The following is a 12,666-nucleotide window of genomic DNA, read 5'->3' as shown; positions in this document are numbered from 1 at the left end:
CCGCCGCGAAGCGCGCAAAGCCGTCCGGCTCCGCCGCGGCGCGCGCCGCCGCCGCTTCGTCGCCCGAAACGCGTCCGCCGAAGCGCTCGACGTGACGCGGCGCCGGTAGCAGGTCGATCATGCGGCTCGCGCTCGTTCTGATGGGGGGCGGCGCGCGTGCCGCCTACCAGGTCGGCGTGCTGAAGGCGCTGGCCGAGATCGCGCGCGAAGCCGATCCGCAGCGGCACACGCTGCCGTTCGCGGTGGTGTGCGGCTCGTCGGCCGGCGCGATCAACGCGACGTCGCTCGCGAGCCACGCGGACGATTTCTCTCACGGCGTGCGGCGCCTGCTCGAGTTCTGGGAGCCGCTGCGCGCCGATTACGTGTATCGCAGCGACTGGCTCGGCATCGCGGCCGCCGGCGCGCGCTGGCTCGCGACCATGACGTTCGGCTGGGCGGCCCGCCGCTCGCCGCGCGGGTTGCTCGACAACACGCCGCTCGCACACCTGCTGCAGCGCGAGCTGAGCTTCCACCGGATCGAGCAGATGCTCGAGGCGCGGCTGCTGCATGCGCTTTCGATCACCGCGCTCAGCTATTCGAGCGGCCGGCACCTGACGTTCTACCAGGCGGCGCAGCCGATCCAGGCATGGCGGCGCGCACAGCGCACCGCGCGACTCGTCGACCTGTCGGCGTCGCACCTGCTCGCGTCGTCGGCCATCCCGTTCGTGTTTCCGGCCGTGCCGCTCGTGCTCGACGGGCAGATCGAATACTTCGGCGACGGGTCGATCCGGCAGATCGCGCCGCTGTCGCCGGCCATCCACTTCGGTGCGGACCGGATCGTCGTCATCGGCGCGGCCGACCCGCGCCCCGAAATCCCGGCCGCGAACGGCGCCGGGCTGGTGCGCGGCTACCCGACGCTCGCGCAGATCGGCCAGCAGGTACTCGCGAGCGTGTTCCTCGACTCGATCGGTTCGGACATCGAACGCATCGAGCACATCAACCGGATGATCGAGCACCTGCCGCACCAGGTCGAGGTCGACAGCGGCTGGCGGCACGTGGACGTGCTCGCGATCGCGCCGTCCGAGCGCATCGAACTGATCGCCGCGAAGCACCTGAAGCAGATGCCGGCGACGATGCGCGGGCTGCTCGGCGCGATCGGCGGCAGCCAGCCGGCCGGCGCGTCGTTCGCGAGCTACCTGCTGTTCGAGGAGGCATTCACGCGCGAGCTGATCGAGCTCGGCTACGTCGACGGGCGCGCGCAGCGCGACACGCTTGCCGGCTGGATCGCGCAGGCGGACGGCAGCGGCGCGACGGCGGCCGGCACGCCGCCGGAAGGCGGCCACGCGGCCGGCAAAATACGGGTCTGACACGCGCAGGGGAATGTAAGGTTGCGTTTTCGCGACGGTTGCCCGCGACCGATCGCCGCACCGCGGTGGGCGGCGCGCGACCGGGCAAGCGTCTCGGAACCGTCATGCACGCGTGATATCATGGCCGCCGCCGTATACACCATATCGAGCAGCCCGCCGATCCGGCATCCGCACGGGACCCTCCGGGGAACCCGCCTGGGGCAGGGGACGGGCGCGCCAACGAGCCGGCCAGCGCCGGCCCCCAACGCAGGCAAGCGTGGCCGGCTCCGTCCGAACGGAGCGCGGCTGCGGCATGCCCAACGGCGGCGACGCGGCCGCACGGCTGCCGGACGAGGAATCAACGTCCGGCGGGTCGGTTTCCCGCGTAAAATTTGAGTCTTGGCTGCAAAAAGCGCGCGTGGCGCGCTGGCGCGGCAACAGTCACGTTTAGAGAAGTCGCATTGCGCAGAACAGGGGTGGGACCATCATGAACACGATGCTTTATCCGGAACTTTACAGGTCGCTCGAAGCCGTCCGCTGGGACATGGAGAAGGACATTCCGTGGGACAAGTTCGACGCTTCGCTGCTCACCGACGAGCAGGCGAAGACGATCAAGATGAACGCGATCACCGAATGGTCGGCGCTGCCCGCGACCGAAATGTTCCTGCGCGACAACCAGCACGACAGCGATTTTTCCGCGTTCATGAGCGTGTGGTTCTTCGAGGAGCAGAAGCATTCGCTCGTGCTGATGGAATACCTGCGCCGCTTCAAGCCGGACATGGTGCCGACCGAAGAGGAACTGCACGCGGTGCGCTTCCAGTTCGACCCGGCGCCGCCGCTCGAGACGCTGATGCTGCACTTCTGCGGCGAGATCCGCCTGAACCACTGGTACCGCTGCGCGGCCGACTGGCACACCGAGCCCGTCATCAAGCAGATCTACGAAACGATCTCGCGCGACGAAGCGCGTCATGGCGGCGCCTACCTGCGCTACATGAAGAAGGCGCTGAACAACTGCGGCGACGTCGCACGCGCCGCGTTCGCGAAGATCGGCGTGCTGATGGCGTCGGCGCGCCGCACCGAGAAGCCGCTGCATCCGACCAACCTGCACGTGAATCAGGCGCTGTTCCCGCGCGACACCGTGCAGTCGCGCCTGCCCGATCCGGAATGGCTCGAGCGCTGGCTCGACGAGCAGATCCGTTTCGACGGGGAGTGGGAAAAGAAGGTCGTCGAGCGGATCCTGCACAACCTGTCGATCCTGTTCGAGCGTACGTTCGCGACCGCGCAGGAGCTGAACCGCTATCGCAAGGAAGTCACCGGCCGCCTGCAGGCCGAAAGCGGCCCGTCGTCGGCCGCGCAGCCGGCCTGAGGCCGGCAGGTGCCGCCGCCGGCGTGATGCGCGCCGGCCGCACGGCGCCGTCGCGTATTCGTTGCATGAAGCCCGCCTGGCCAGCCCGGCGGGCTTTTTAACTGGCGCCGCCGTTGCGCGGGCCATCGTTCATTCCGTCCGATCTCCACCATGTCCGCTACCTTCGAACGCAAGCTGATCACCCGCGATGCCCTCGTCGCACTGCGCGCGTCGCTGCCGTCGCCCGTCGTGTTCACCAACGGCGTCTTCGACATCCTGCATCGCGGCCACGTCACGTATCTCGCCGACGCGAAAGCGCTCGGCGCGTGCCTGATCGTCGGCGTGAACAGCGATGCGTCGGTGCGCATGCTCGGCAAGGGCGACGACCGGCCGATCAATCGCGAAGAAGACCGCGCGGCACTGCTCGCGGCGCTGGAAAGCGTCGACTGGGTCGTGACGTTCGGGGAAAAGACGCCGGTGTCGCTGATCGAGGCCGTCCGTCCGGACATCCTCGTGAAGGGCGGCGACTACGACATGGATGCGTTACCGGAATCGGCGCTCGTGCGCGGCTGGGGCGGCCGTGCGCTGGCGATTCCGTTCGAGCACGACCGCTCGACCACCGCGCTGCTGAAGAAGGTGCGCGCGCAGCAGCCCTGAGCGCGGACCGGCGCCGTCAGGGCGCGGACGCGGCGAGCGGTGCGGTCGTGACCGCCGGCGGCGCGATCGGGCCGCCGATGACGGGCTGGTCGGTCGCCTGCGCGAGCGGTGTCACGCGCAGCGCGTCGGGCCGCACCTGCCGCGACAGCACGCCGGGTTCGCGCGGGCCGGCCGCCGGCAGCGGCCCGAACACGCCGCGTGCCACCACGAACGCGAGCATGTTGGCGAGAAAGAGAACAGCGATCAGCCAGCGCAGCATCGTCGAAACTCCTTGTCGTCATCGACGTGGTTCACGTCATTCAGTCGAGCCGGCCGCATGGCCGGCTTTTTCATGGTTCGCGCCGATCGATTGCGCGGGCGGTTGCAGCCGCGCTGCGCGCCCCGCATCGTCGGTGTGACGCGGGTCCGTCCGGACCCGCACCGTCACGTACCGGCGCGCTGCCGGCACCTGTTCCGTCAATCCTGCGCGGCCTCGGCCGCGATCAGCGCGAGCCCGGACAGGATCAATGCATCGTGCCGCGTATGCGGGACCGTCAGCGCGCGCGCGACCTCGTTCGCCGCACCGCCGGCCAGTACGAGCCGCACGGGCGCCTGCCAGGCTTCGGCCAGGTCGCGCCACGCGCGTTCGATCAGCCCGGCCTGCGCATACAGGCACCCGGCCGACAGCGAGCGCGGCGTATCGACCTGGAACGGCTCGGCCTGCGCACCGGCGAGCAGCCCGCTCGCGATATCGGTGGTCAGCGTCGGCAACTGCGCGGTGTGCGTGCCGAGCGCGCGCATCATCAGCGCCCAGCCCGGCGCGATCAGCCCGCCCGTGAAGCGGCCGTCCGCGCGCAGCGCCTCGAGCGTCGTCGCGGTGCCGAACGTCGCGATCAGCAGATGCTCGCCGGGAAACGCCGCATGCGCGCCGATCAGGCCGGCCCAGCGGTCGCTGCCGAGCTGTTCGGGTGTCGTATAGCCGTTCGTCACGCCGCATTGCGCGGGCCGCGCGCGGATCGTCGTGCGCGGCAGGCCCGGCCAGCGCCCGTCGAGCAGCGCGTCGATCCGCGCGGCGACGTCGGTGCCGGCGACGTTCGAGATCCACGCGCCGTGCGGCCGCGCCAGGCGCGACCAGTCGGGATCGGCGCCGCCGTCGCGCGTGTGGCCGAACACGCCCGTATCGACGAGCGTGCGCCGCGTGTCGGCGAGCGCCCACTTGATCCGGCTGTTGCCGGCGTCGATCAGCAGGTGCGGCTCGCTCATTGCGCTTCGCGCAGCGATACGTCGCCGGCCGCGATCGTCTGCACGCCGTCCGGCGTGTCGAGCAGCAGTTGCCCGGTCGAGTCGATGCCCGTCGCGATGCCGCGCGCACGTTCGACACCCTGCTCGAGCAGCACGACTTCGCGGCCCGCATACGCGTGCAGCGCGTGCCAGCGCGGCAGGAACGGCGCGAGGCCGTCGGTGCCGAACTGCGCGAGCGCGGGCGTGAGCGCGTTCAGCGACGCGGCGAGCGTATCGGTGAGGTTGGCCGACGCGCATGCGACCGACAGCGCGGCGGGCGGCAGCCCGCTCGCGAGCGTCGCTTCGCGCGCGCGCAGCGCATCGACCTGCGCGGCGACGGCTTCCGCGCCGCGCACGTTGATGCCGAAGCCGATCACGACGGCGGTGGCGTCGGCGGTGGTCCAGACGGTTTCGATCAGGATCCCGGCGAGCTTGCCGACGATGTGCGGCGCACCGTCGTCGGTCATCAGCAGCAGGTCGTTCGGCCATTTGAGCACGACGCGCGCGCGCGCGTCGAGCGGCAGCGTGGCCAGCCCTTCGGCGAGCGCGACGCCGATCGCGATGCTGAGGCCGCCGAGCGCGTCGACGGGGCGCGGCACGATGCAGCCGACCGAGCACAGCAGCGCATTGCCGGGCTGCGCGAACCACGGGCGGCCCTGCCGGCCGCGGCCGGCCGTCTGCTCGAACGCGACGCGCACGAGCGGCGCGGGCAGTGCCTGGGCGTTGCGCGGCAGCGCCTTGAGCCGCGCCGAGACGTCGGCATTGGTCGAGCCGGTGGCGGCGACGATGTCGAGCGGCCACGCGCGCGGCGCGGCGTCCAGATGGGCCTCGAGCCGGTTGCGCGCGATGTGCGCGTCGCCGGATTCGGGCGTGTCGGAGGAGGTGGGGGCGTTCATGGCGCCTATTGTAGCGACAGGGGGCGGGGGCGCGTCGGGAAGCGGGGAGACGGGGATACGCCCCTTGCGGTGCCGGGGCCGGGTCGTCGCTGAATGCTCGACGCCATCGCGTGGCGTTGTCGGCCAAGGGGACGATCGTTATTCGGGGTTTCGAATTTTCGTGATTGATTCCCGATTTGCGGTCACGCGTTTGGGGGGCTGCGCGATTTTCGCCAATTCGAGATGAAAGAGGACCGCGGATGAGTCGCCGGGCCGCGAGATTGCGCCATCATTTCTCAGGTCCGATATCACGGGTTGCGGCGGGCGTCGCGTCACTGCCTTCCCATGAATTCGAGGATTTCCGCTCCAACTCTCCGCATTGGCCCTGGCAGCGTATCCGATTCCCGGCGCATCCGTTTCATAAACGGGATGCGAACGCCCGGCGAGGACATACGTCACGTTCGGAACGAATGTGCCATGTCAGGCCGCTGTGCCCCGATCTGTCGGACAGTCGTTGTACAGCGCATTTGTGGTCGATGTCTTCAGCGCACGCGTGCCGATCAGCGTGCCCGGTACCAATGCGTCGCGCGACGCGGAGATGCCGGCCGGGGCGATCGGCGCTGCCGCCGCGACTCGGACGTATCCGCAAGCTAGGGCTTCTGCGCGCGATACGCCGGACAGAAGAAGCCGACGAAAAGCATCCTCGCCAACAGCAGGCTTCGGGTGGTCGTTCGCACTCGCGATACCGCAAAAGCATCGAAGAAATCTGACTCGTCCCCAACCTGCACTCCGGTCACAACGGGTCGCGTCTTCCTGGTCGATGACCGGCTTGGCTCGCGGGTCCGCTCATATGGGACATCAAACGAAAAACCTAAATATCGTACTTGTCCTATTTGAAAAGCAAATCAAATCGGTCGCGTCCAATTCGATAAATTGTCCGAAATTTCGATAATGGTCTTCGAATCGCGCTTCGTCATTTTTAGACACGAGCACCGAATGATGCATGCACGTTTCAAATCATCAACCATCGTTTGAGATCAATACCATGAAACTCGCAACCAGCACCAAGATCGTTTCGACCCTTCTGGCCGTGGCAGGCCTCGGCCTGGCATCGGCGGCCCACGCGGCGGACGGCACCATTACGTTCACCGGCAACGTTACCGCGGCGACCTGCAAGATCGACGGTACGGCCGCGGGCGCGACGTCGAACAAGTCGGTCGCCATGCCGACGGTCAGCTCGGGCTCGCTGAACGCCGCGGGCGCGGTCGCCGGCCGCACGGCCTTCGGCTTCAAGCTGACGGGCTGCGCGGTGGATAGCGACAATTCGAAGGGCAACCCGACGAAGGTCCAGGTCATGTTTGAAAACGCAACGAACGTGACGGCCGACGGCAAGCTGTCGCTCGACAAGGGCACGATCGAAGCGCCCGAAGCGAAGAACGTCGTCCTGCAGGTCCTGAACGACCAGCAAGCCCCGATCAAGGTCGGCGCGAACTCGCTGGACCAGAACTCGCAAGTCGTCTCGATCGGCGAGGACGGTACCGCCCAGCTGAACTTCTTCGCCGAATACCTGGCGACGGGCGCGGCGACCGGCGGTTCGGCCAATTCGAAGGTCCAGTACTCGCTCATCTACCAGTAAGTCTCGCGCTTGTTCCGGCCCGCTCGTTCGACGGGCCCGGGGCGGTGTGCCGATGCATGCCGCCCCGCGGGCCATCCCCTTGCCGCCCGTCGACATCAACGACCAGCACCCTTCGAGAGTTCACATGAACGTCATCAGAAAATCGCTCCAAACCGTCGCTCTGGCCACCGTCCTGATTGCTTCGCAAGCCTGCGCGAGCGTCGTGATCTCCGCGACGCGCGTCGTTTTTCCGAGCAACGAGCGCGAGATGACGATCAAGCTGACGAACGATGGTCCGGGGCCGGCGCTGATCCAGGCCTGGATCGACAAAGGTGACGCGCATGCGTCGCCGGAAGCCGTCGACGTGCCGTTCACGCTGACGCCGGCGATGTTCCGCATGGAGCCGAACAAGGGGCAAACCTTGCGGCTGCTGTATGCGAACGAGCCGCTGCCTGCCGACAAGGAATCGCTGTTCTGGCTCAACGTGCTGGAAATCCCCCCGAAGATCGCGAACGCCGAGCGCAACCAGCTTCAGGTCGCGTTCCGGACGCGCATCAAGATCATGTTCCGCCCGCAGAACCTGCCCGGCAGCGCGCAGAACGCGCCGGCGCAGGTCCGCTGGCAAGTCGTGCGCGGCACCGGCGGTCATTACGTGCTCAACGCGACCAATCCGACGCCCTACGTCGTCAACCTGGGCAGCGTGCAGCTTCAATCGAGCGGCCATCAATACGATGCGGGCGCGGGCTACGTCCTGCCGGGCGGCACCCAGGCCTTCCCGGTCCCGGACCTCAAGGCGCCGCCCGCGGCCGATGCGCGTGTCCGGTTCGGCAGCATCAACGACTGGGGCGCCTCGGCCAACCACGAGATGCCCGTTTCGATGCAATGACGCCGAGCCGGCTGCTCGCCGGCAGGGCTGCCTGACACAGCGCCTACTCGTGTAACGCGTCGTGCGTGATTGCGCAGGCGCGCGCCGCTTCATGGCCTTTTTGCCTCTCCCGGAGCGCCCTTGCCATCCGCGCCCATCGGGCGCCCATGTCCCGGCCCGTGTTTTCGATTTCAATCCGACGCAAATAGGAGTCCTCAGGAATGACATCGTCGATCCGACATCTTCGTCCGGATGAGACCCGATTGCCGCGGCTCAAGCCGATGTCCGTGCTGATGCTGTCCGCCCTTGCCGTCTGGTCGATCGACAGCCGCGCAAACACCGACACCGCGGTGCCCGCTGCCCGGGAAGCGTTACAGGTCGCGCAGATCGACGTCGCGCAGGCCCAGTTCGACCCCGACTTCCTGGGCAACGGCGCAGGCCAGGCAGTCGACATCACGCGCTTTGCGCGCGGCAACGTCACCGCGCCGGGTACCTACACCGTCGATCTCGTCGTCGGCGAGGACTGGGTCGGTCGATACGACATCGAATTCAAGGCCGCGCCCGGCACGCCGGACGCGCAGCCTTGCTTCGACGAGAAAACGCTGCGCCGTATCGGCATCGATTTCACGAAACTTCCCGCGCAAACCGTCAAGGCCGTCACGATCGACGGAGAATGCCGGCGTATCGGCCAGCTCGTGCCCGAGGCAAGCGCGTCGTTCGACTTCAGCGAGCAGCGCCTGACGCTCAGCATCCCGCAGGCGTCACTGGTACGCCGTGCGCGAGGCTATGTGAGCCCCGACCAGTGGGACGACGGCGTGCCTGTCGGCATGCTCGATTACAACCTGAACGTCTACAGTTCGAAGGTCAAGGGCAGCCGTGCGGACACGCAGGGTTATCTCGGGCTGAACAGCGGCGTCAATATCGGCAACTGGCACTTCCGCCACAATGGTTCGTACTCGTGGTCCGAGCGCGGCGGCAGCCGCTATCAGAACGTGTCGACCTACGTGCAGCGCGATCTGCCCGCGCTGTCGTCGCAACTCGTACTCGGCGAAACGTTCACGTCCGGCGAGCTGTTCGACTCGGCCCAGTTTCGCGGCGTACGGCTGTCGACCGACGACCGGATGCTGCCCGACTCGATGCGCGGCTACGCGCCCGTCGTACGCGGCGTCGCGAACAGCAACGCGAAGGTGACGATCCGCCAGAACGGCGTGACGCTGTACGAGACGACCGTCTCGGCCGGTCCGTTCGAGATCAACGACCTGTACCCGACCGGTTATGGCGGCGACTTGCGCGTGTCCGTCACCGAGGCGGACGGTTCCGTCCATACGTTCTCCGTCCCTTATGCGGCGGTTCCGCTGTCGCTGCGACCCGGTATCCAGCGCTACAGCTTCGTCGCGGGCGCGCTGCGCAACCAGCAGGGCACGAGCAACCCGCTGTTCGCGCAAGCCACCTATCAGCGCGGCCTGACGAACCTGCTGACCGGATACGGTGGCGTGACGGTTGCGGCCGGTTATACGGCGGCGATGCTGGGTGGCGCCTTCACTACGCGGGTCGGCGCGCTCGGTCTCGACTTCACGCAGGCCGTCACGTCGGTTCCCGGCGTGAAACGCTTCAGCGGCTCGAGCCTGCGGATCAGCTATTCGAAGTCCGTCGCATCGACTGGCACCGACGTATCGATCGCCGCATACCGCTACTCGACGAACGGTTATTTCAACCTCAACGACGCGATGAGCGCCCGCGACTCGGTCCGCAACGGCTATTCGGTCGACACCGTCTGGCGGCAGCGCAATCGCGCATCGCTGATGGTCAGCCAGCGCCTCGGCAAATCGGGCGGGCAATTGAGCCTGACCGCGTCGGCCGCCAGTTACTGGAACCGCTCGGGCTCGGACATCGACTACTCGGTCGGTTACAACAATTCGTTCCGGAATATCTCGTACAGCCTGTCCGCCACGCGCCAGCGCAATGTCGGCGGCAACATGAGCACGCTGTACTACGCCAGCGCGACGATTCCGTTCGGCAAGTCCGGCTCGACGATGCTGACCAGCAACCTGTCGCACGACACGCAAGGCCGCACGCAACTGCAATCGATGCTGTCCGGCTCGCTCGGCGTCGACAACGCGTTGTCGTACAGCGTCGCCGCGAACCACACGAACGGCCAGGGCAGCGCGAGCACCGACGGCAGCGGCAACGTCACATATCGCGCACGCTTCGCCGAGTTCAACGTCAGTGCCGGCGGCAGTTCGAACTACCGGCAGGGTTCGGTCGGCATTCGCGGCGCGGCGGTCGCGCACGGCGGCGGCATCACGCTGTCGCAACCGCTGTCGGAAACGTTCGCCATCGTCGAGGCCAAGGGCGCGGAGGGTGCACGGCTCACGAGCGCGTCGGGCGCGCGGGTCGACCACCGCGGTTACGCGATCGTGCCTTACCTCACGCCGTACAACATGAACACGGTCGAACTCGACCCGAAAGGCATCTCGATGGATGTCGAACTGAAGGAAACGAGTCAGCAGGTCGCGCCGCGCGCCGGCGCCGTGCCGCTGCTCAGGTTCGACACCGATACCGGGCGCGCCGCCGTGATCCAGGCGCGCCGGGCGGACGGCACGCCGCTGCCGTTCGGTGCGGCCGTGACCGACGATACCGGCAAGAGCCTCGGCGTCGTCGGCCAGGCCAGCAAGATCTTCGTGCGCGGCCTGAAGGACCAGGGCGAACTCACGGTGAAGTGGGGAGACGACGCCCGCTCGATCTGCCGCATCGAATACATGTTGCCGGTCAAGCAAGGCAACAACAAGCCGGCTTCCTTCGAGCCGATCAAGGGCGTATGCGGCGCGAAGACGCATGCCGCGGCGCTTTGATTCGCGGGTTACGCCCCCGCACCCTTCTGGAATCGATATGAAACGAGTACCGTTTGCATCGCCTCTCGCGTCGGCCCCCCTTCTGTTGCCGCGTGCAACATTCAATTTCCACGCGCCGGCGCCGCGTTTCATCAAGGCATTCGCTTTCTCGCTGCTCGCGATGCTTGCTCATCCCGCGTTTGCCGCCTGCCAGGCGAACTCGATGATCGTCACGCTTCCGAGTCCTCTCACGTTCAGTGGGCCGGCCGATGCGAACCCGCTCGGCGCGCAGATCGGCGGCTGGAGCGGTCAGGTCACGGACAAGCGAGCGTTCGACATCGCCAACTGTCCCGGCTGGACTGCCAATGCGGTTCCGCAGGATGCGCCGATCAACGGCCTCACGCATCAGTCCGACGGCGAGTCCTATCCGGTTTACCCGACGGGCATTCCCGGGGTCGGCTATGTCATCGGCATCAAGGATCCCAATGCGAGCAACTGGATCAGCGTCGCGCCGCCGCAAACCCAGACCTATCCGGCGCCTGGCACGACGACCGGTGGCGGACAAACGTCGTTGGGATTCACCACGCAGATCAAACTCATTGCGACAGGCCCGGTGCCGTCCGGCACGCATTTTTTCGCACCGCGAGTCGTGGCGAAAATGATCGCGCTGGACGGCAACAAGAAGCCCGTCGCCACACCGCTTTCGCTGACCCTCGGCGCGTTCACAGTCGAAGCCAAGAGCCGTGGATGCAAGGTCGTGCAGGGCGGGAACCAAGCGATCACGCTGCCGACCGTTGCCACCTATGCCTTCAAGGGCGTCGGCTCCACGGTGGGCGCGTCGAACCGGTTCACCATCGGCATTGCATGCGATCAGGACGTCGCGGTCTACGCGACCATGACGGACGTGAGCAATCCGTCCAATACCGGCAATACGCTCAGTCTCGGCCCGGACTCTTCCGCCGCGGGTGTTGGCTTGCGGTTGTACAAGCGCGACGAGACGCAGCCCATCATGTATGGTCCGGATTCGTCGCGGAAGGGCAACGTCAACCAGTGGCTGGTCGGCAATACCGCGTCCGGCGCTCAGATATTCACGATTCCGTTCGAGGTGAAGTACGTGCAGACGGACGCCAAGATCAGCCCCGGCAGCGTGAAGGCCAAGAGCAGCATCACGTTTTCCTATCAGTAAATCGGAACGCGCGGTACGTCGATGCCATGGTTAGTCATGGTGGACGCCTGTTGCCCGGGCGCCGCCCGCCGCAGCGAGTGGTGGCGGGCTCGCCTGCTATGACGTTGCGCTCTTCGGCAAGATCACCTGGCGCCAATGCGAGGGAAATGGACCCAGGGGAAGGGAGATCATGGATTCAACGAGGTGCCTTGGTGAGCGCGCTCGTGGCTGCGCACTGGCTCGCGACGCCATCGATCAGGCCGATATAGGCGGCATTGGTGCTTCGGCAAGAGACCGGCTGGCACCATCCGGCATCGATGGGTAACGTGCCAAGTAACGGAAAGCGACGGAACTGATGCGTCGCTTTCCGGGTTTTCGTCACGGCGCGACAACCGGATGCTTCAGCGCATGCGCGGTCTCGATCCACTGCGCGTGGAATTCATCCGCATCGGGCTTGAGCCCCAGCTCGCCGTTGCGATAGGCCATCGCGAGCGTCTGCACGGCCTCCGGCAGCTCGTGCTCGGCGGCGCGGCGATAGAGCGCCAGCGCGCGCGCGTCGTCGCGCGGCACGCCGCTGCCGTCGCGGTACGCGTTCGCGAGCATGAAATCCGCGGCCGGGATGTCCGCGCGCGACGCGATCTCGAACCAGTGCGCGGCCTGCACCGGATCGGCGGCGATGCCGTAGCCGCTGCGATAGATCAGCCCGAGGTAATACGCGGCGGCCGGGA

At 67.1% G+C, this 12,666-nt stretch carries 11 protein-coding genes; 7 read left to right on the top strand and 4 right to left on the bottom strand.

Features of this window, described 5'->3' with window-relative positions; translation table 11 throughout:
• The first annotated feature begins 119 nt into the window (after positions 1–119).
• The 3 genes from G3N62_RS30860 (at position 120) to rfaE2 (ending at position 3,327) form a co-directional block, all read left to right on the top strand.
• On the top strand, positions 120–1,346 hold the full coding sequence (locus G3N62_RS30860) for a patatin-like phospholipase family protein (RefSeq protein ID WP_034189180.1): 1,227 nt from the start codon (positions 120–122) through the stop codon (positions 1,344–1,346).
• A gap of 466 nt (positions 1,347–1,812) precedes the next feature.
• On the top strand, positions 1,813–2,691 hold the full coding sequence (locus G3N62_RS30855; RefSeq protein WP_034189181.1) for a diiron oxygenase: 879 nt from the start codon (positions 1,813–1,815) through the stop codon (positions 2,689–2,691).
• 150 nt (positions 2,692–2,841) lie between these two features.
• The gene (gene rfaE2 / locus G3N62_RS30850; RefSeq protein ID WP_006477674.1) at positions 2,842–3,327 is read left to right on the top strand and encodes a D-glycero-beta-D-manno-heptose 1-phosphate adenylyltransferase; all 486 of its coding nucleotides are present in this window, start codon (positions 2,842–2,844) and stop codon (positions 3,325–3,327) included.
• A gap of 16 nt (positions 3,328–3,343) precedes the next feature.
• On the opposite strand, the gene G3N62_RS30845 is transcribed toward rfaE2, so the two are convergent.
• The 3 genes from G3N62_RS30845 to G3N62_RS30835 all read right to left on the bottom strand — a co-directional run bounded on the left by G3N62_RS30845 (position 3,344) and on the right by G3N62_RS30835 (position 5,483).
• The gene (locus G3N62_RS30845; protein ID WP_034189182.1) at positions 3,344–3,586 is read right to left on the bottom strand and encodes a hypothetical protein; all 243 of its coding nucleotides are present in this window, start codon (positions 3,584–3,586) and stop codon (positions 3,344–3,346) included.
• 197 nt (positions 3,587–3,783) lie between these two features.
• Positions 3,784–4,569 carry a type III pantothenate kinase gene (locus tag G3N62_RS30840; protein ID WP_124670233.1) on the bottom strand — a complete coding sequence of 262 codons (786 nt, stop codon included), beginning with the start codon at positions 4,567–4,569 and terminating at the stop codon, positions 3,784–3,786.
• Positions 4,566–5,483 carry a biotin--[acetyl-CoA-carboxylase] ligase gene (locus tag G3N62_RS30835; RefSeq protein WP_124670232.1) on the bottom strand — a complete coding sequence of 306 codons (918 nt, stop codon included), beginning with the start codon at positions 5,481–5,483 and terminating at the stop codon, positions 4,566–4,568. Before G3N62_RS30835 ends, G3N62_RS30840 begins: the two co-directional genes overlap by 4 nt.
• Before the next feature lie 1,024 nt (positions 5,484–6,507).
• Between G3N62_RS30835 and G3N62_RS30830 the strand changes: the two genes are divergently transcribed.
• The 4 genes from G3N62_RS30830 (at position 6,508) to G3N62_RS30815 (ending at position 11,959) form a co-directional block, all read left to right on the top strand.
• A complete protein-coding gene (locus G3N62_RS30830; RefSeq protein WP_034189185.1) occupies positions 6,508–7,098 on the top strand; it encodes a fimbrial protein in 591 nt (196 codons plus the stop codon).
• A gap of 52 nt (positions 7,099–7,150) precedes the next feature.
• On the top strand, positions 7,151–7,963 hold the full coding sequence (locus tag G3N62_RS30825; protein ID WP_311767578.1) for a fimbria/pilus periplasmic chaperone: 813 nt from the start codon (positions 7,151–7,153) through the stop codon (positions 7,961–7,963).
• Positions 7,964–8,163: 200 nt separating this feature from the next.
• The gene (locus G3N62_RS30820; RefSeq protein ID WP_124670231.1) at positions 8,164–10,794 is read left to right on the top strand and encodes a fimbria/pilus outer membrane usher protein; all 2,631 of its coding nucleotides are present in this window, start codon (positions 8,164–8,166) and stop codon (positions 10,792–10,794) included.
• 37 nt (positions 10,795–10,831) lie between these two features.
• On the top strand, positions 10,832–11,959 hold the full coding sequence (locus G3N62_RS30815) for a fimbrial protein (protein WP_167361878.1): 1,128 nt from the start codon (positions 10,832–10,834) through the stop codon (positions 11,957–11,959).
• A gap of 357 nt (positions 11,960–12,316) precedes the next feature.
• Here the strand turns inward: G3N62_RS30815 and G3N62_RS30810 are convergent.
• A partial coding sequence (locus G3N62_RS30810; RefSeq protein ID WP_206141399.1) for a tetratricopeptide repeat protein occupies positions 12,317–12,666 on the bottom strand: 350 nt, incomplete at its 5' end.

The sequence above is a fragment of the Burkholderia sp. Tr-20355 genome, assembly GCF_017104685.1.
Classification (GTDB): domain Bacteria; phylum Pseudomonadota; class Gammaproteobacteria; order Burkholderiales; family Burkholderiaceae; genus Burkholderia; species Burkholderia seminalis.
The sequence above is the reverse complement of the archived record's forward strand: the minus strand, read 5'-3'. Positions and strand labels throughout refer to the sequence as shown.